The following is a 19,207-nucleotide window of genomic DNA, read 5'->3' on the forward strand; positions in this document are numbered from 1 at the left end:
TGGGGTGTTCGGGGCGTGCCGTACTCGGAACCACTGGAACTCCCGAGATTCCCGATCGCTTTCCGCCGGCAGAATGTTTTTCGCTTCAATGGTTGAGCCCTGGATCTCCCGAGAGCCTGCCGCAGCCCGATAACGGAACCCGCGTCCTATTCTCCGGACCCCTGACATTCCGTCCATCCCTGGAATTCGTCCAGCGCATTGCCGGCGCGACGGCCGAAGCGCAGTCCGAAGCGCAACACCGAGCCCTCGCCGGCGTACTCAGGACGCTTCCCGCGGAACTCTCCGGCTGCGTCGTCACACCGGAGCGGGTCCTCGTGTTCCGTGGGCTTTCCAGCCCCGACCAGATCTTCCACCGCAGGACCGGAACGCGTATCTCCTGGTCCTCCGACCCGAGGGACCTGTTCGACGGACGCCTGCCGGACTTCGACCGGGAGAGCCTCTGGCGGAGTTGCCGAGGCGAGGACGTCTTCCTCTATCCGGGGCTCGGGCTGCTGCGCCCCGGGCAGTTCACCGCCCTCGGCCCCCGTTCCACCCGGACCGAGACCTACGAATGTGCCACGCCCCTGGAACTGCCGCACCGCACCACCCTGCGCGAGTACGCCCGCCTCACCTACGACCTGCTGCTGGAGGAGACCCGCCCCTGCACCGGCGGCCGGATCGGCATCCTGCTCTCCGGCGGCATCGACTCGGCCACCGTCCTGGCGGCGCTCGCCGAGCACGGCGCCGACGTCACGGCGTACCACATGGGCACGGACGACCCGTCCGCCGACGAGTCCTCGTACGCGCGCCAGGTATGCCGGCACCTGGCCGTCCCCCTGGTGACCGTCCCGCGCACCACCGACGACGACTACTTCTCCACCAGGTGCGACTTCCCGCACCCCTTCAACCACGTCTGGCCGCGCTCCCTGGAGCGCGTCGCCGACCGGATCGCGGCGGACGGGGTGCGCGTGCTCCTGTCGGGCCTGGAGGGGGACACGCTCTTCGGTCCGCTGCGGTACGGGCTGCACGACATCCTCGCGGGTGACGTGGAGCCGTACGAGAAGTGGCGGATGCTGCGTGGACTGCTCGGCACCCGCTGGGAACTGAGCCGCATCCTGCGCAGTGCCCGGCCCTCGTACTCCCTGTACGCCGACCCCGAGGCGCTCGCCGAGGTCGAACTCGGCAGCGACTTCCTCGTCCCGGTGCCCGACGCGGCCCCCGAACCGTACGACCTGGACTTCGCACCCCAGGAACACACCCTGAACCTCGCCCTGTGGCGCCCGCGTGGCATCCACTTGGCCAAACCCCTCGGCGGCCGGCTGCTGCGCCGCCTCGCGGCCGGGCTGCCCGACGCCTACCGTCTGATCCCGCACGCGGGGCGCACCATCGACAAGCCCGTCCTGCGGCTGGCCGCCGCCCACCGGCTGCCGCCCGACATCTGGCGCCACCACGGGCGGACCTGGCTGGGCTCGCCCGACGAGACCTGGTGCCTGCGCCATCCGGAGGCGCTCGCCCGGATCCTCGGCGCCCCCGACGCCCGGCTGACCGCGCTGGGCGTCGTCGACCCGCGGCGCCTGGACAAGGTGCTCGCGGACCCGGGGGCACTGCGCCGCAACGCCGAGAACCTGCTCTGTTCCGCCATGGTCGAGCTCTTCCTGCGCGACCTCGAAGCACGACTCCGCCGCCGCCCCCGTATGCCGTCGGCGGCGGACGACCGGAGGTGACCGCCATGCCGCTGCTCCGGCTCACCGAGCAGACCGCCTTCGACCCCGCCGACGGCACCGGCGTGCTGCTCGACGGCGCGGGGGGCGCCTACTACGAGCTGAACCCCGTAGCCACTCTGATGCTGCAGGCCGCACTCCGGTACGACACCACCGAGGAGGCCGTACGACACCTTGGTGAGCGCATCGACGCCACCGACACCACGCTCCGCGACGGCCTCGCCACGCTCACCGGCCGGCTCACCGAGAACCGCCTCGCCGAGCCCGGCACTGATTCCACCGCGACGCCATGAACGACCCCACCGCCGACTGGGAGTTCCTGCTCCGCGACCCCGGGCCGCTGCCGCCCCGCGCGCCCCGGCGGGCAAGGCTGCTCGCCGCCGTACGCACGGTCCGCGCCGCGCGCCTGCTCCGGCGGCGCGGCTGGCCCGACGCCCAGCGGTATCTGCGCACCCTGCGGCCCGCGAGCCGCGCCCGGTTGGAGCCGGCGGAGGCGGTCCGGCTCGCCCGCCGAGAGGTGCTGCCCTGTCTCACCTGGCTGCGGCTGGCCGACCCCAACGCGCTGTGCCTGCCCCGCTCGTACGCGCTCGTCACCTACCTCACCACGCTCGGGCTCCCCGCCGAGGTCGTCGTGGCCCGGCAGCGCTCGTCGATCGGCGGACGCTTCGCCTTCCACGCCTGGGCGGAGCTGTACGACGAGGTGCTGGGCGACATCCCGGGACTCAAGGCCGGCTTCACCGAGCTGCAGCGCATCGGTTCCGAGGAGGTACGGAGAGTGGAGGCGGGGAATCCGGGGAGCACCGCATGAGGCACCCCCGGCATTCACCGGCCAGGCCGCCCCGCGGCGGACGCCGCACGGCCGCGCAGGAGGTCCGGCGCGTCCTGCGCGGCCAGGGCCGCAGGATCTCCCTGGCCGCGGCGCTGGCCACGGCAGGCTCCGCGTTCGCCCTGGCCCAGCCCCTGGTGGTCAAGCGGGTCATCGAGGCGGCGAGCGCGGGCACCGCGACTGCCGGTGCCATCGGCCTGCTGGTCGTGCTCTTCCTCGCGCAGGCCGTCGTACAGGCGGTGGCGCGCTACGTGCTCACCCGCACCGGAGAAGGCGTCGTACTGGGCCTGCGCCTCGACCTCATCGCCCACCTGCTCCGGCTGCCCATGCGCACGTACGACCGCAGGCGCACCGGCGACCTCATCGCCAGGACGGCCGCCGACAGCACCGCGCTACGGCTGCTGGTCTCCGAGGGCTTCACGGACGCGGTGACCGGCAGCGTCGGGCTCGTCGGCGTCGTGGTGCTGATGGTGTGGCTCGACTGGGTGCTGTTCCTGATCGTGCTCGCCGTGATCGCACTCGGCTCGGTGGCGGTGGCGTCGGTGCTGCGCGGGATCGAGCGGGCTTCGCTCCATGCCCAGCAGGCCACCGGAGCCATGACCGCCGAACTGGAGCGCGCGCTGAGCGCCATCCGCACCGTGCGCGCCAGCCGTGCCGAGGAGCGCGAGACGCTGCGGATCGGGGCTGAGGCCCGGTCGGCGTACCGCCAGAGCGTGCGGGTCGGTGCCCTCGACGCGGTGGTCGCCCCGGCGATCACTCTCACCATCAACGGGTCCTTCCTGCTGGTGCTGCTGATCGGCGGCATACGGGTCGCCGGCCGGGACGGCTCGGTCGCCGATCTGGCCGCGTTCCTCCTCTACATGCTCTATCTGATGTCCCCGGTCGCCGCGGTCTTCCAGGCGCTGAGCACCATGCGCCAGGGCCTTGGCGCGCTGCGGCGCATCACCGAGGTCCTCGACCTGCCGGGCGAAACGGGACCCGAACCCGAGCGCCTGCCCGCGAGGTCGGCACACGATGTCCCCGTGGCCCCCGTACTGGAATTCCAGGACGTCCAGTTCCACTACGAGCCGGGCCGCCCGGTGCTCCGCGGGGTCTCCTTCACGGTTCCGCGGCGTGGCCACGTCGCCCTGATCGGCAGCTCCGGCGCCGGCAAGTCGACCGTCTTCGCGCTGGCGGAGCGCTTCTACGACCCCGATGCGGGCCGCGTTCTGTTCGAGGGCCGGGACATCCGCACCCTGGGTCCGGCCGAACATCGCGCACGGATCGGCCTGGTGGAGCAGCATGCGCCAGTGCTGTACGGCACGCTGCGCGAGAACCTGCTGTACGCCGCACCCGGCGCGGACCCGGCCGAACTGGACCGGGTGATAGAGCTGGCACAGCTCTCCGAAGTGGTCGCCCGGTCGCCGTACGGACTGGACACGCCGGCCGGGGAACACGGCATGGCCCTGTCCGGCGGCGAGCGCCAGCGCGTCGCACTCGCCCGCTCACTGCTCACCGGGCCGGCCCTGCTGCTCCTCGACGAGCCGACGGCCCACCTGGACGCGCTCAACGAGGCCGCCCTGCGCCGCTCGATCCGACGGATCACCCACGAATGCGCCCTGCTGGTCATCGCCCACCGATACTCGACGATCCGCGCCGCCGACCTCGTCGTGGTCCTGGACGGCGGCCGGGTCGTCGCCACCGGCACCCACGACGAACTGCTGCGCAGCAACGAGCATTACCGCTTCCTGGCACGCGCCCAGGAGACGGGGGACGTCCTCTCCGGATAGTGGCTGGTTCGGTGCGTCCGTCTGTCTGCTCGTCCAGCCATGCGGGGCATGGCCGCGATCGTCCGCTTGTCTTCGCCGCGGCGAGCCCCGGCCGCAGCTCCCCGCTGCCAACGTCACAACGCGACAGCCCTCCGGTGTACTCGAAGATGTAGAGCCCGTGGTCGCGGTCGGAGGTAGTGCCCCCCTCGACGATCTTGTCGCCGATGATCTTCGCGACGCGCAGCCCGGCCGCGTAGTACGAGAAGTGGAGCAGGTCGGCGCGCTTCTCGGAGACGGCCACCTCGTGGATGGACAGGTCGCCGGAGTCCGACGCGTAGGCCGGGTCGTGCGCCTTGGGAACGGCGTAGGTGTCCAGCTCAGTGAGCTTGCCGCTCTGGTTGCGGTAGAGGTGCGCGTAGCCCAAGCCGTCGAAGTACGACGAGAAGGTCAGCCGGTCGCCCTTGGCGCCGAGCGCCACCGGCAGCTGCGCGGGGCCCGTTCCGGCCAGGCAGGCCGCGTCGTCGTAGGGGTGGCCGAAGAGGGCGAAGCCCTGGCCGCGCGGTGCGACGCCGAAGGTCGGGATGTCGCCCTCGACGCTCATGCCGAGGGTCTGGTCGCAGGCGTCCGTGCCAATGCAGGCGCGGCCCGCGAAGACGGAGTCGCCGGTGATGGTCTGCCCCTCTTCCAGGCGCATGGTGTTGCTGCCCTGGCTCGCCGTGATCTCGGTGTTGTCGGTGAGGTTGCGGGCGGTGAGCGCGTACGGCCCGAAGTCCTCGTCGGCGCCGATGACGTACTTGTTGTCGAGGGTGAACTCGGCCTGGCGGGCGTTGCCTTCGGGCGCCACCTGGAAGCCGCTCTCCAGCGCTTCGGGGTCGAGTGCGGCGAAGTCGGTGTCACCGAGGTAGGCGCTCCCCGTGGTTCCCCGCACGATCTGGCATGCATCTGGCATGACAAGGATCAGGGCTAAAGGCTGTCCCGTAAATGATCTTCGGATTGACGCGGCTGTGGTCGGTCCGGCAGGGGACCGCCCACCTATCCGGCGAGGGTGAGGCAGCGGAGACGAGCGATGTCGGGCACGTCGGCTGGAAGTAGGCTGCTCCAGGCTCGGCCTAGTCACTGGGGCAGGCTCGCCTGGGGGTGATTGACCTGATACTTCGTCATGGGTCTGCGAATGCAGCATCGGTGGCTCGCCGAGCAGGCAGAGTTCTGGGGCTGGTCGCCGCTGCGACGGTTGCGCTGACGGTGGTCCTGTTGTCGCCTCTCGCGCTGGAGGAGATCTCGGGCTCCGAGGGCGTGGACTGGAACAGGCTGAGTCAGATCGGCGCGGCCTACGGATTCACGTCGGCGATCGTCTCGGCATTGGCGTTGGCTGGCGTCGCCGTTTCCCTGATCGTGCAGAACCGGCAGGCCAGGGCGGACCAGGTCCAGGGGATCCGCAGCTACTACCTTGAGTTGGTCCGCCTGGAACTTGACGACATGGCGCTCTTCCAGCCTGTTTGGGGCGCCACGGACATTGCCGATCCTCACGAGCAGAAGCGGCATGTCTATGCCGACCTCATGATGAACTACGCGTGGATGGGCTTCGAGATCGGGACCATTCGCGAGAGTTTGCTGCGGGACATGCTGGCCGGGATGTTCACCGGAGAGGCTGGGCGGCACTACTGGAGCAGGGCTCACACCTCGTGGATCGCCAGTTCGTCCGGAAGCCGCGTCGGTCGTCGCTTCCTGGCCATCGTGGGCGAGGAGCATGCTCGCGCGGTCGCTTCCGGACCGCCGACTCGCTCGCCCATTGCTCCCAGCCCGCCTACTGTGCCCGTCGCGGGGGCGTCGCCCGCCTGGCGGACCTCGGTCGGCGCTCTGATCGGTTTGGGCACCGGCTTGGCGCTCGGATCGCTGCTGCGCCGCCGACGCTAGGGGCTGCGTCGACCGCGGGTAAGCCCGTTCTCCGGATTGAGTACGCGTCAGTTCGCCAAGTTGGTGGCCGCGCTGCGGCGTCAGGGCGCCGACACGGTTCGCCGGGGACGACCCTGGAGTCTGGCCCTGGAGGACCGGGTGCTGCTGGGCGCGGCCTACTGGCGTACGAACTTGACGATGCGCCAGCTGGCTCCGCTGTTCGGCGTCTCGAAGTCGGCGGCGGACCGGATCATCGTCAGCTCGGCCCGCTGATGTCCTTGCAGCCGCGGCGCCGGTTCGCCAAGGACACCGTGCTGATCGTGGACGGCACTCTGGTGCCCACCCGCGACCACTAGGTAGCCGAGCAGTCGAAGAATTACCGATACTCCACCAACCATCAGGTCGTCATCGACGCCGTTACCCGACGGGTGATCGTGGTGGGCCGACCACTGCCGGGCAACCGCAACGACTGCAAGGCATGACGCACGGGTGCTGGAGCTCAGGCGCTGGGGAGTAGATTTCCTTGATCCACTCCCCGCTCACTCCCCAGACGGCCCCAGAGAACGAGTCAGGCCCGGTTCCCATTTCTGGAAACCGGGCCTGACCTGCTGTTTCAGCTGTCGGGGTGGCGGGATTTGAACCCACGACCTCTTCGTCCCGAATGAGGTTCGGGCAAGATCGACACCTGTGGATCTTGTAAACGTGCAGGTCAGGGGATTGGTCTGAGGTGGTGTGGCGGGGTCTTGGCTGGCCTCCGGAGGAAGATCATCTCCCAGATTTCTCCCAGGGGCGGAAGGCCGCAGTGTTTCGGGTGCGTCTTGGCAACGATTGCTGGCGCGAGTTTGCAGATGCCGCCGACTCAGGTGGCGAGGGGGCCGACTGCCCCGCAGTCAGGTTCACATTGGGAGGTTGGGGAACACCGGCTGTGGTCATGGTGGCTCGGTCACCTCCGTGGGGTCCTCTGGGAGATGGCCGTACAGGCGATACCCCATTTCGTCGGGGTGCCGGGTGACGCGGGCCAGTCGCCAGGCTGCCTCGTACGACATACGGCCGTGGTTCTGGGCACGGAGCCGCACCGCCAGCAAGCTGGTGACGGGATCGAGAAGCCAGCGCAGGAGCATCACCTTCACTGGAACTCGCCGGCGATGGCGGTGAGGGCACGGGCGGCGTCCTCGTCGCCGAATGCCCTGACGGTGCCTGCGAGTAGGACGAGTAGTTCCTTGCAGCCCTCGGGGGTCAACTTGCTGACGAAATCGTGGATCACCTGAGCGACAACGACCCACTGCTGTCCGGGTTGCCACTGTCTGACTGTGCGGACCAGTTCTTCGAGGTCTGTACCGGCCGGTGGCCCGCCCAGTCGGGGCCAGTGCTCGGCCGAGCCTTCCAGAGCTGCGTAGAGCCGGGCGGTGGCGGGGTTGGCGAGGATGCGGTCTTGGAGGAATTCCTCGCGGGCTCGGGTCTGGCGACGGGCCAGCTCATCTAGTTCGAGCTCGCGGTGCAGCAGCTCTTTCTGGCGGTGATGGTTCTGGTGCAGTTGTTCGGCGGCGAGCGCGGCGTTCCGGGTTGATTCATCCACGTCGATCTTCACGGTGGCGTGCACGACGATCACACTCGCGCCGCCGAGAGGCAGGGCTTTGGCGAGTGCGGTGCCGATGTCCTGCTCGGCGGCGTCTGGACGGAGGACATCGCAGGCGGCGGCTGCCTCATCTATCACGGTCCTGACGAGTTGCCCGACTGCGTACGGGGCCGCAGGGATGTTGGTGTCGTCACGGCGCCGCCAGGTCGCTCGGACATGTGCGCAGAAGTGGAGCGTCGGGTCTGCGCTGCGCGGTCGGTCGGAGAAGGTGGAGACCCAAGTGGCGCCGTCCGACTGGGGGGTGCTTTCGGGCGCGGGGCGGCGCTTCATGCGGCTTCGGGCTCCTCTGACTTGTCTGCCTCGGGGTGTTCCTGCAGCAGGAGCTGCTGGACCTTGGCGAGGTCGGCGTCGAGGAGGGAGGAGAGTTCGAGCTTCAGGTTTGCCCGGTCGGGCGAGTACGGGCGGTCTTCACTCTGGACCCATACCTGTGAGCAGGTACGCAGGGCCTCGCGCAGGGTCGGGCCCTCAGGACCACGGACGTCCACGGCCCGGCGAAGGGTGTCGAGGATGATCGGTCGCAGAGGCGGCCGCTCAAGGGCTGCATCGAGCCACAGGAAGATGGCGCGGTCGAGTTCGCGATCTCCTGCCGCTCCGTTCGCCTGACGCAGGAGAGTGCGCCACCCGGTGACAAGGCCGGCGACTGGAGGGCGGAAGTCTTCCTCTTCGTCGGCGTCCGGCGTGGTGTCGCTGTGGAGCACCAGCGGCACTCGGTCGGATTCTGGCGAAGACGACGCGGCGAGAGCCGTGAACGTACGGTGGCCCACGGTGTCCCGAATCTTCTCGTCACCGCACCAATCGACGACGTACCCGAAGAGCGTCTTCCGGACGGAGGCGTCCGCCCACAGCACCTGGATCGCTTCGCGCAGGCTGTCCACGACCTCCGGCAGCCCACTGTTGGCCACGCGCTTCAGGCGGCGTAGCGCCTTTCCGGTGTGACGCCGCCCGAACTGTCCGGTGCAGACCTCGACGACGGCCTGCTGGAGGGAGGGATCCTTGCGCTTGGCCCAAGACAGCAACAGTGAGTGCACGTATGGAGCGCTGGCTGCGTGAATCGCCGCGTTGTCGAGCAACTTCACAGCCAAGGGCCACAGTTCTTTGTCCGTGCCGTGGGCGTACCACGCCGTGACGATCGCCTCTAACGGATCTTGTCTGCGATGGCGTACGGCCCAGCGCAGCGCGAACTCACCGATGCGGCCTGCCAAGGCACGGCGGGCGTCCTTGGTGATGGTCTCCAGGGCTTCCTTGTTCGTTCCTGTGTCGTCGATGGGGACTTGGGCGAGCCACTTCAAGAAGGAGGTGCGGGCAAGGGGACGGTCGTTCCAGAAGTACTCGATCGCGGCGTCATCCCAGTGAGGGCGATTGAAGTGGAGGGTCCCGTCCTCCTCGCGCCGCGCCTTGATGGCCTTGGTCATGGCGATCACGCCCGGGGCCTGTTGCCCGTGGACGGGGACAGGGGTGTCGCGTTTGTCGAGTGTGTCGGTCAACTCCGCGGCCTTGGCGTACACATGGCCCACCGGGTCGCCGCGCAGGACCGCTGCTGTCAGGAGGAAGTTCCGTTCGAAGCTGGTCCGGACGCGGCCTTCTGGTTCGTGCCACTCGTAGAGCGCCTCCTCCCAGTTGCTGAGGACGGCCACGACATTGGCGATCTGCTCGTCGAGGGAGATGCGCCGCTCGGCAGAAGTCTGCTGCGCCGATTCCCGGGCTACGTCCGAGAGATCATCGGCCGCGAGCCGTTCGGCCCTCCGGTGCTCATCGAGCATGAGAGGAGTGACGTTCAAGATGTCTGTGGGCGTCATGCCGCCGATGAGGCGGCGTATGCCGGTGCTGCCGAGCCAGGAACTGACGGGGAACGACGGCTCCTGCGCCAGCAGCCAGCGGGTGGCGATGTCGTGGGGGTGGATCTCGCCCAGATCCGGCGTGATGCCCGGCGGTGTGCCGAGGCTGATCCTTCGCCACTGTTCCGGGCGGGTGAGGACGATGAGTCGGTTGTCCCGACGGGCCAGCCGTTCGCCGAGCTTGCCCAGACCGGAGCCGAACGTGTCGGCTACCTGGAAGCCGTCTTCGTCCGGTGGGAGTTCAAGTAGAAATCCGCACCGGTGGTCATGAGGAAGGCGTCGTGCGGGGAAGTGCTGCGAGCCGCCGAAGGAGAGCGGGCGCACTTCTGTGATCAAGCCTTCTTCCACGAGCTGGTCGAGTAGGGCGTACGCGGTTGTGGTTCTACTGCTGTTCGGTGGGCGGTTGATGACCAGTACGGAGCCTGAAGGTCGCAGGGCCTCGAGGGCCTGGGTGAAGGGACTGCGGGTCCGGTCTGTGTCTTCGGAGCGGGGCTCGGCGTAAACCTTGCGGATGACCGCCAAATACTCGGCGTCGATGGGCGCGTCGGCGTCCAGAGTCTGCTCGAACACGTACTTCGTGCCGATCATCTCGCCCAGGTTGATTAACGCGCGCTGGAGCGTGGCCGCCTGCCCGACGGCCTCGATCGCTTCGGGGGATGGCGGTGCGGTCCTGCCCCTTTCGGTTTCTCGATGTGCCGCAGGCTCCGGGCTGTTCGGTGGGCCGTCTGGGGCAGGGGGATACGACGTGAGTGCGGACCCTGACTGTGAGTCCGCCGCTGTCGCCACGTCAGGGCGAGAGCCCTCTGGTGACTCGATGTTGGCCGCCGAGTCTGTCGTTGGTGCGCTGGCGGAGCTGCCGGGGCGCTCGGCGTGGTTGGTGTGTTCTCCGTCCGTGTAGCGACGGTCGAGCAGTGCTGGATACGCGCGCGAATCTTCGGCGGTGCTGTGCGGATCTCCGGGAGCCGGATCGGGCTGCTGGGCGAAGCCCTGTTCGTCGTCGAGAGCCATCGGTCGCGTCGCCTCTCAGCCGATGGTTCCGTCGATCTCGGCGCCGACCTGTTCCGCCGACGCCTCAATGACCTTCGCGGACTGGTCCACACGTACGCGGCCCGTCTGAGAGATGCCCTGCGCACGGACGCCGACCTGGTGGCCGGCGAGTTGTTCCGTGCGCTGTGTGACGGAAACTCCCGGGCGCGCAGGACGCTCCTCCTCGTCGCCGAAGGACAGTTGCCGTCCGTAGATCTCCTCCAAGTCCAGACGCAGCGCACCCAGCAGTTCCCTGAGCCCCGCGTCGTCTCCCTGCAGCAGCGCCGGACGTGTCAGATACACCTGGAGTGCTCCGCGGGCCTCAGTGATGCGCTCGATCCGTGCAGAGGACAGTTCAGCTGGACGGACGGTCAACGACCCGACCTGCCCTTCGACTTGCTCCGGCTCCTCTATGGGCACCCGACCTGCGCGCCGATCGAGGACCGCTCCGGCCCGGTCGAACAGGAACTTGACCGCCTCAGTGAGCGCGGTGCCGACGAGCATCGGAAACGTCAGTGGATCCACGGATGTATGCCCTCCCCGTTGATTGCGCGTCCTGCTGCGTACGCGCTGGCGCAAAACCTGACTGACGGTACGGTCGCTGTCACTCAGAGAGAAGGAGTGTTCCGGTCGCCCAAGGTGTTGTCCCAAATACTCTGGGCGTTCGTGTGTGCGATGCCCTTGACGTGGGCGCGGTCCGATGGTGCCCGGCTGGCGCGCATATGGCAGGCGCACTTCCAGCCGGAATCCTGCGGAATTGCCCGCATGCGAGCCTCCTGGCGTGGCCGAAATGCGGCAAAGGGGTACCCGACTCCGCCATGCCCTCGTGAGATATCGGGCTGGCCTGATGCGTCGGGTCAGATGGGGCGACTGACGCTGACGCAAGTGATCAGAGCGCCGGTTCGCCTGACTGCCCGCCGCGGCGGCTCAGGTCGACGGACAAGCCCTAACCCTGCTCCCTCCCCGTGGCGCCGCCCGTTCACGTCTGGTCGCGGTGCGCACTGGTGCGGGCGGGGGTGTCTTCGGTGACGCTTCTCCAACAGGTCTGGGCTGCGCATAAGTTAGCTCTAGGTGATCTTCGTTGAGGGGGTTGGTGTGGCAGGTCGGGATCTACGAGCGCTGTTCAGTACGAACGACCGCACGCTCAGGGCTGCGGAGGCGTTCACGAATCGCCAGGCGCAGTGGGGGTTCGCGGTGGCCGCGCTCACCGAGCACCTGCGGCAGGTCAACAATCCTGCCTTTGATCCTGAGGACCTGGAGGCCGCCCGCGACAACGTGGTGGTCTTCCATGGGATCGGTGGCATCGGGAAGTCGACGCTGTCGCGCAAGTTCGAGGCGTCCCTCGCCGACCCAGGGCAGCGCCCCGACCAGTGGGGTGCCCCCGTATGGGGCGGAGCGCGGATCCTGCCTGTACGGATCGATCTCGCGCGCTCGGCGAGTCCCGACTTCGAGAAGGTCGTGCTCTCCGTCCGCCTCGCACTGGCCGCTCTCGGCCAGCCTCTGCCTGCCTTCGACTTGGCGTTGCGCCGCTACTGGGAGCTTCAGCACCCGGGTGATCCGCTGGAGGACTATCTCAACCGCGGCGGCCTGGCCGCGCGGTTCGGTAAGGCGCTGCCGCAGCAGATGCAGTCCGCGCTCGCCGACGTCGCCCAGAGCTTGCTGCTGCCCGGCACGGTGGGCTCCGCCATCGGGCAGGTGACGGGGGCGCTCGTAGGAGCGCTTCGCGAGCGTCGGCAGACGGTGCGTGCGCTCGCAGGCTGTGCACGTCTTGCCGACCTCCTGGAGAGCGAACCGGATCTGGATTCCCTCTCCTACTACCCGCACCTGCTCGCCTGGGAGCTGGCCAGGATACCCGCTGCGAAGAGGGTCACGCCTGTGATCTTGCTGGACGCCTTCGAGGAGATCGGGGACCGTACCCACCGAGACTTCGAGCGACTCCTGCAGCGCCTGGTGTGGTTGATGCCGAACGCCTTCTTCGTCATCACCGGCCGCTCCCGCCTGCAGTGGGCCGACGAAGCTCTCCAGGGGCAGCTCGACTTCACCGGCCCCACCGCCTGGCCCGGCCTGGCCGCCCACGACATCCCCCAGGCCCGTACGGAGTTCCCCGCCCCCGGCCGCGAACGGCAGATGCTGATCGGCGACTTCTCCTTCGAGGACTGCGACGACTACCTCGCCCGCCGGCTCTCCGCCGACGGTCGCCCTCTCATCAGCGACCCCATCCGCGCGGTGATCGGACAGCGCTCGCACGGCCTGCCGCTGTACCTGGACCTCTCCGTGATGAGGTTCCTGGAGCTCCGCCGCAGCGGGCGCACCCCACGGCCAGCGGACTTCGACCACGACTTCCCCGCGCTGATCGCGCGCACCCTCTCCGACCTCACTGCCCCGGAGCGTGACGTGCTGCGCTCCGTCAGCCTCTTCTCCTCCTTCGACATCACCCTGGCGACCCGGGCCGCGGGTCTGCCTCAACAAGCGTCGGCGCTGCGGCTCGTTGAGCGTCCCTTCGTACGGGAGACTCCGTTCGGGTTGTGGCCCTACCACCTCCATGCCCTCATCCGCGCGACGATCCGGGGCGCCGACGACCAGACCGACGACCGGTGGTCTCCCGCCGACTGGCAGCAGGCTGCCATCCGGGCCTTCGCCGCCCTCGGAGAGCAGTGGAGCGGGGGCTCGGACCGCGACCGGCTGCTTCTCGTGGGCTGCTTACGGCAGGGACTGGCCATCGCCCGCGACTACCGCCTTGACCTCGGCTGGCTCATCGAGGCCGCCTGGACGTACGTCGGCGACTCCGTGTGGGAGCCGCTCGACCTGGCCGCCAGCCCTGAGGCGGAGGGCGCCGCGGCCACGGCCGCCGACGCACTGGTGGAGTTGCTCAGCGCGCTCGCCCGCCGGCAGCACGAGAACCGGGCCCGTACAGTGGAGCGCCTGGTCGCGGTCGCCGGCACTGGCCTGCTGCCTGCGGAGCTGTCCGAAATGGCCGTCTACTACCGGGCCAAGGCCCAGCGCGACCTTGGGCACACCGAGGGGTCCCGGCAGGGAATGCAGCTGGTCGCCGCTGGCGGCGGGCGTCTTGCGCCGAACGCCCGCCGCGGGCTCGCCCATCTCTCCCGGCTCGCCGGTGACTTCCCGACGGCTCTTGAGGCCGCCGAGCATTTGGGCTGGGAGGGGCGGCACCATCGCGTCGTCGGCGACGTGCGCTGGGTGCAGGGCGATATGCCCCTGGCCGCGCAGGCATTCGGGGCGGCGCGAGTGGAGGCCGATGAGCACGGCAAGAGTGGGGAGGCGGCCATGTCGCAGGCCATGCGTGCCTTCACTCTCGCCTTCACGACCGATCCCATCATCGATGACGAGATCGACCTCGGTGAACACCTCCTGGCCCAGGTCGATCTGCGTGCCGCGACCCTGGACGTACGGATCGCAGCGCTTCTACGCGACGCCGGCACCGACACAGGTGTCGAGGACCGGGCACAGGTACTGGCGGCAGAGATCGGCACGTCGGGGCTGCTCTTCGTCCAGGCCAAGCTGGAGTTGGCGCGCGCCTTCCACCACGCCATCCGCGACGACCAAGCGGGCGTCGCCTCCAGGATCAGCCGACTCCGTGAGCTGACCCGAGAGGGCTACTACGCCTACTACGTCGACATCGCCCACTTCATGGCCGGCCTCGCGCTCGACACCCCCTCCCGCACACGGTGGCTCGACGAGCAGCAGACGGTGCGCCAACGGTGGCGCAGCCTGGTCATCGACCGACGCGCTCTGCTCATTTCAGGGCCAGCGGCCGGGGCGCCGTAGCCGCTATGACGATGTGGAGTCGTCGTGTCCGGCCGAGGCTGTGGCGAATGGCTTGGCTGGCAGGGGGCAGTGACGCCGCCCCTGTACGTCAGTTGTCAGGGAGATTCTGCTCACGGCATGAACCCCCGGTAGTCAGAGACGCGGCCCGAACAGGATCTGCGCGAGACGCTGCCGCACCTCTGGTCGAGCGAGAGCGTCGCCGGTGCTGTAGAACGTGATGCCGTCCGAGTCACTGATGAGCTGGGGGGCGAAGTACTCAAGCCCCGGGTGCGTCCGCATCACGGGGCACGCCGGTTCGTGTGGCAGGCGGTGGCCTCCCCGCCCAGCGCACGAGGTGCAGCTGCCGGTGGCGTCTCGGCGGCGCCCGTCTTCAGGCAGAGGTGTCACCCACCCTTCGCCTTTGCAGTCCTGGCAGATGCTGTTCTTCGCAAGGCACCTACAAGCTTCGGCGGTGTCGGCGACCCTTGACTTCATTTTGGAACGGTAGCCAAAGTGCATGGTCGGCGGTGGCAGATCCGGAGAAGGGCTACGGCGATCAAGCCCACTTGGCAAACGGTCAAGATCACCTGCCAGAGGACAGCCCAGCACCCAGTTGCCGCAGGTCGCAGGGTCCGGAGCGCAGCGGTGTCGCGCGACTGCATCGACTGCGAAGTTAGTCCGCGCAGGGTTGCCGGCTTCCGTGGGACCAACTTTGCTGTAAACGGACAGTAGTTGACCGCTGTCATTCAATCGAGGCGTTTGCCAGCGAACCCAGTCGTAGCGACCTCCGGCGCGGCAAACAGTCACAGGAGCGCCCGGAGGCGGCGGGGCTGTCTTCCGCCACGGCTGCGGAGGTGAGTGCGAAGCTCGTAGTCGGAACAGCCGAGGACGGGAGTCGAAATCGTGAGTACCAACAGAGCGCCTCTGTTCTACGTCCCTTGGTCCCCCGAGGAACCTGGTTGGTCAATCGACCAGGCTGGCATCCGGGGAGCCGACTGGCTCATGGAACAGTCTGGTCAGAGGCTGGTGTTGGTCAGCCAGATGCAGGACTACAAAGAGCTTCCGATGGCTGAACGGACGAAAGGCGCTGTTGTTGCCAAGCCCAGCACCTTGTCTGGTTGGCGCGGGGGCCCGGTGCTGGCACCGTGGTCGACCCGCGAAATTGTTGGTGATCTCTCTGATGATCTCCACGGTCGGGCGACGGCTATCTGTGTCATCCCGTGGGGGCCCGATCCGCTAGTGATCGCTTGGCTGCGGGCACGCGCTGCAGTGAGCGTGGTTGATGGGTCCGTATACCCCAAACCGGACGAACCCCTTTTGGATCCGGTGATCGAGGCAGCGATGATCGAGCTGGGTCAGTTGGTGAACCACGCCAACGGTCTTGCTAGCAGGATCGACAAGGCGTTCGCCGTGCAGGCGCTGCAGAAACTGCACCAGGCTGGCTACCGGTGGAACCTCGACCACCTAGGCGGCTGGGCATTGGCCAACGGCTTCACCGGCGCCGAGGAAGACCGTCTGCGACAGTACGCCACCAAGGTGCTGCAGGGATCTCGGTTCTCCCCGCAGCCGACCGACCCGTACTCCTCTGGGGCCGTTGAGCGCTGGCGGGACCAAGCTAAGCAGCTGCCTGCCTGAATCAGCCATGGTGCGCAATGGTTGCGCTGCCGGGCAGGCCACGAGACGAAGGGGCTTGGCCTGGACGCGGCTTGGTACAACCGCAACTCTGGTCCGGTCGACCACTTCCACCCCACCATCGAGGACGGCCTGCGCCACCTAGGCCACTGAAGCCCGAAGCCCCACCACTCCACACCGCCAGCGTCCGGAGGATAGCCTCGGATGGCGGCGATGCATGGCGCCGCCGACATCCTTCAGCGCCTCGCAGTGCTCACTGCCGCCAGCCGTCGAGAGAGACTTCCGGGCCGCCAACGAGGTAGCGGTGGAGAGCGCTGGCAGTGGTCTCGACGAATTCTTCGGGGACGGCATCGGCGTCGACCCAGCAGACCTGCGAGTGCTTGCGCGGCTCGCGGTTCTCAGGCTCCCCGCTCCACTCATGGGCGGCAAAGACCACGGTCAGGAAGCCGTTGGGCGCCTCAACTCCCCAAGCTCCGTGAATGATGTGGGCGACCTTGAGGGCCTGCGGCTTCACCGTGAGACCGGTCTCCTCGTACAGCTCGCGTACGGCGGTCTCGGTGATGGGCTCGCCGGGCTCGCTCTTGCCGACGGGCAGGTCCCACATGCCCTGGGCGAACTTGGCGTTCTGGCTGCGCTGGAGGAGGACGACACGGTTGGTGGCCTTGTCGTGGACGATGACGGCGGCGACCAGCAGGGTCATGGATTCGAGGGCGGGCTTGAGGGCTTTCGGCTGCTGGTCGTCAGTTGTCGGCTGAGCCACGGTGGTCCCTTCGTCGGCCGGGTTGTCAGGCAGCTTAGGCGAGTGTTTCGCGTGCGCGGCGGGTGAGTTCGGCAGCACCCGGTACGCCGCGACGCTGGTAGACCGCAAGGGTTGAGCGCAGCGATGTGATCGCCTTGCGAGTGCGGTCGGAGGTCATGCCCTCCATGAGCGTCAGGGCTTGAGACCAGGCGGCGACGGCCTCGTCGGCGCGGGCCTGCGCAGCGAGGCTGTCGCCGAGGTCGGCATAGGTCAGGGCGTGCACGCGCCTGTACTTCACGGGATCCCAGCGGATCAGTGCGTCTCGGTGCTGCTGTTCCGTGCCAACGTGGTCGGCCAAGTCGGTGAGTGTCCTGGCCGTGTGGCTGGCCACGGTGCCCGCGGCTGGGCCACTGACGCGGGAGTAACTGGGCTGGGGGCCGTCGTCGCGCAGGAGAGCGTCTTCGGCGGCAAGCAGGGCTCGGGCTGCGGCAGGCTTCTCTCCGATGGCGGCGTAGGCGCGGGCGTGGGTGATGTGGAGCAGGGCCTCGGTCTGGCCGTCGATATGGCCGATGCCTCCGATGAGGGCGGCTTCAGCAAGATCGATGCAGTGGTGGGGCTGTTTGAGGCTGAGGGCTTGGTGGGCGAGGCTGCGCATCATCCAGGAGGCGTGGCCGTGCGGGTCGGCTTCGCAGGCGAGCTGGTAGCCGACTTGGTAGTAACGCTGAGCGGCGCCTTCCTGGCCTAGGTCGTGGTGCTTCCAGCCTGCCAGGTAGGCGAGTTCGGCGACCGCACCGAAGGCTGCCCGGCGTAAGGGCGCGGTGGTGAAGCGACCGCGGAGCATGGGGGCGGCCGTGTCGGCGAGGTAGGCGGTGACGGTGGTCAGGCCGTGGCCACCGCCGAGGCGTTCGTCGGCTGCGCTGAACGCGGTGGTGATCTGGCGTACGACGTCCACATCCTCCGCGCCGACCAGCGTGGTGCCGGTGCGGGCGCGGAGCATGCGGGCGGTGGCTTCGTGGTCGTAGGCCAGCGGCATGGCGACGCCGGCGGTGGTGAAGGCAGCGATCGCGAGGAAGTGGTGACGCTCGACGTCGGCGCGGCCCAGGTTGGTCACAGCCAGGACCGGGTCGGCTTCCTCTGCTTCGTCCTGCTCGTTGCGGTCAGGAGTGCCCCAGCCGAGCTCGGCCAGTGTGATGATGCGGCCTGCTCGGCGGGACAGCGCTTCGGCAAGGTACTGGCTAGTCCTTCCACTGGGCTGGCGGATGCCGTTCACCCAGTGAGAGATGGCCGACTTGTTGGTCTGGATGACCTCGCCGTTCTCGGCGGCGACGCGCCGTACGTCCTTCGCCACGGCCTCGTACGTGCAGCCGATCGCGTCGATGACCTCGCGCAGGCGGGAGTTGGGTGCTCTCTGCGTTGCCACGACCGCCTCCGACCCGGAGCTGTAAACCGCGTATACCGCTTCGCCTGCCCTTCACCGTACCCACGGTGCGTGACGGCCGGTTCACTTAATCGCAGCCGCCCGGCACGGTTTCCAGACTCCGACCGTGATCCAGGCTCCCCCTTGGTCCGGGCGGCACCCCGAAGTTCCGTACACCCGCTGGGGGTTCGGGCATTCCTATGTCCTGCCCCCAGCCCATCAGAGACGGAGACACGGTGACCACCATCGACACCACGGCCATCACGGTCGAACTGCCCGAGGCGTTCGACGCGCGCTGGAGCCGCCTGCCTGGCATCCAGGTCGAGGGCCGGCGCCTCACCATCGACCCGGCCGAGTACTTCTTCCGCTTCGAGTCCAACACCTGGCTCGTCGCCGACTGGGCGCTGGTCAAGTCCCAGCTCTTGGCCGTTGATGAGACGACCGAGAGCGCGGTCGAGCAGCTCGCGCTCGACTTCATCAAGCAGCACGGCCAGTCCACTTCGGACGCGGCCCGTGTGCTGAGTATCGCGTACGAGGTGTACGCGTACCTCTTCCGCGACGAGCACCTCGCCGCCCTCGGCTTGCCGCAGATCACTCCCGAGCATCTGCGGATGCTGCGTGAGGCAGCCATCCTGATGGCGCTGAACAAGGTGGAGCTGGACGGGCACATCTCCAACGTCGGCCCCTGCTGGTTCTTCCCCGCCGCCACCTCCGTCGTGTTCGACCTGAACGAGGAGATGGGCGGTCTGCTCGACGAGGTGTACCACGGCGGCTGGTTCAACGAGCACCGCCGCATCGAGTCGATCAAGGCCCACGCCGCCCTCGGCGGACGGCTTGTGCACGGCTGCCAGTCAGTGCCGGACCAGTCCGGTGGCGTCGTAGCGCCCTACGGTGCCTCGATGGCGACCTTCCGCGACGACCTCGCGGCCTTCAAGGCCGGATGGATCAAGCAGGTCTACGCCCACCGCGCGGCTCCTGCCGCGTAATCCC

14 protein-coding genes and 1 pseudogene are annotated in these 19,207 nt (G+C 68.4%); 9 read left to right on the forward strand and 6 right to left on the reverse strand.

Annotation, left to right across the window (positions count from 1 at the left end; all coding sequences use genetic code 11):
• Positions 1-314 precede the first annotated feature (314 nt).
• The 6 genes and pseudogenes from AB0G47_RS25165 to AB0G47_RS25190 all read left to right on the forward strand — a co-directional run.
• Positions 315-1,703 (forward strand): asparagine synthase-related protein, encoded by a 1,389-nt coding sequence (locus AB0G47_RS25165; protein WP_360773999.1) that lies wholly within the window; start codon positions 315-317, stop codon positions 1,701-1,703.
• A 5-nt stretch (positions 1,704-1,708) separates the two neighbouring features.
• Positions 1,709-1,993, forward strand: a complete 285-nt coding sequence (locus tag AB0G47_RS25170; RefSeq protein ID WP_360774002.1) for a PqqD family protein — start codon at positions 1,709-1,711, stop codon at positions 1,991-1,993.
• Positions 1,990-2,508, forward strand: coding sequence for a lasso peptide biosynthesis B2 protein (locus tag AB0G47_RS25175; RefSeq protein ID WP_360774005.1), 519 nt, complete (start codon positions 1,990-1,992; stop codon positions 2,506-2,508). Before AB0G47_RS25170 ends, AB0G47_RS25175 begins: the two co-directional genes overlap by 4 nt.
• A complete protein-coding gene (locus AB0G47_RS25180; RefSeq protein ID WP_360774008.1) occupies positions 2,505-4,295 on the forward strand; it encodes an ABC transporter ATP-binding protein in 1,791 nt (596 codons plus the stop codon). The genes AB0G47_RS25175 and AB0G47_RS25180 overlap by 4 nt, the downstream gene beginning before the upstream one ends.
• A 1,161-nt stretch (positions 4,296-5,456) precedes the next feature.
• On the forward strand, positions 5,457-6,188 hold the full coding sequence (locus AB0G47_RS25185) for a DUF6082 family protein (protein WP_360774011.1): 732 nt from the start codon (positions 5,457-5,459) through the stop codon (positions 6,186-6,188).
• A gap of 3 nt (positions 6,189-6,191) precedes the next feature.
• Positions 6,192-6,646, forward strand: a pseudogene (locus AB0G47_RS25190) (transposase family protein); the annotation flags it as partial.
• Positions 6,647-7,293: 647 nt separating this feature from the next.
• On the opposite strand, the gene AB0G47_RS25195 reads toward AB0G47_RS25190, so the two are convergent.
• From AB0G47_RS25195 to AB0G47_RS25205, 3 genes are read right to left on the reverse strand one after another with little or no spacing between them, the layout of a single operon-like run.
• Complete coding sequence (locus AB0G47_RS25195; protein WP_360774014.1) at positions 7,294-8,073, reverse strand: hypothetical protein; 780 nt, start codon at positions 8,071-8,073, stop codon at positions 7,294-7,296.
• Positions 8,070-10,646, reverse strand: a complete 2,577-nt coding sequence (locus AB0G47_RS25200; protein WP_360774017.1) for a hypothetical protein — start codon at positions 10,644-10,646, stop codon at positions 8,070-8,072. Before AB0G47_RS25200 ends, AB0G47_RS25195 begins: the two co-directional genes overlap by 4 nt.
• A 15-nt stretch (positions 10,647-10,661) precedes the next feature.
• A complete protein-coding gene (locus tag AB0G47_RS25205; protein WP_360774020.1) occupies positions 10,662-11,168 on the reverse strand; it encodes a hypothetical protein in 507 nt (168 codons plus the stop codon).
• A gap of 591 nt (positions 11,169-11,759) precedes the next feature.
• Here AB0G47_RS25205 and AB0G47_RS25210 point away from each other — a divergent pair.
• Complete coding sequence (locus AB0G47_RS25210; protein WP_360774023.1) at positions 11,760-14,450, forward strand: ATP/GTP-binding protein; 2,691 nt, start codon at positions 11,760-11,762, stop codon at positions 14,448-14,450.
• A gap of 132 nt (positions 14,451-14,582) precedes the next feature.
• Here the strand turns inward: AB0G47_RS25210 and AB0G47_RS25215 are convergent, their stop codons facing one another.
• Positions 14,583-14,732 (reverse strand): hypothetical protein, encoded by a 150-nt coding sequence (locus tag AB0G47_RS25215; RefSeq protein ID WP_360774027.1) that lies wholly within the window; start codon positions 14,730-14,732, stop codon positions 14,583-14,585.
• A 699-nt stretch (positions 14,733-15,431) separates the two neighbouring features.
• On the opposite strand from AB0G47_RS25215, the gene AB0G47_RS25220 reads away from it, so the two are divergent.
• Entirely contained in the window at positions 15,432-16,064 is a 633-nt protein-coding gene (locus AB0G47_RS25220) for a hypothetical protein (RefSeq protein WP_360774030.1), read from the forward strand.
• Between the two features lie 250 nt (positions 16,065-16,314).
• Here AB0G47_RS25220 and AB0G47_RS25225 read toward each other — a convergent pair whose 3' ends face one another.
• Positions 16,315-16,854, reverse strand: coding sequence for an NUDIX domain-containing protein (locus tag AB0G47_RS25225; RefSeq protein WP_360774526.1), 540 nt, complete (start codon positions 16,852-16,854; stop codon positions 16,315-16,317).
• A 1-nt stretch (position 16,855) separates the two neighbouring features.
• Positions 16,856-18,220 (reverse strand): tetratricopeptide repeat protein, encoded by a 1,365-nt coding sequence (locus AB0G47_RS25230; protein ID WP_360774033.1) that lies wholly within the window; start codon positions 18,218-18,220, stop codon positions 16,856-16,858.
• A gap of 233 nt (positions 18,221-18,453) precedes the next feature.
• Between AB0G47_RS25230 and AB0G47_RS25235 the strand changes: the two genes are divergently transcribed.
• On the forward strand, positions 18,454-19,203 hold the full coding sequence (locus AB0G47_RS25235; protein WP_360774036.1) for a hypothetical protein: 750 nt from the start codon (positions 18,454-18,456) through the stop codon (positions 19,201-19,203).
• The last annotated feature ends 4 nt before the right edge of the window (positions 19,204-19,207 follow it).

The organism is Streptomyces sp. NPDC021622, from assembly GCF_040640795.1.
GTDB lineage: Bacteria > Actinomycetota > Actinomycetes > Streptomycetales > Streptomycetaceae > Streptomyces.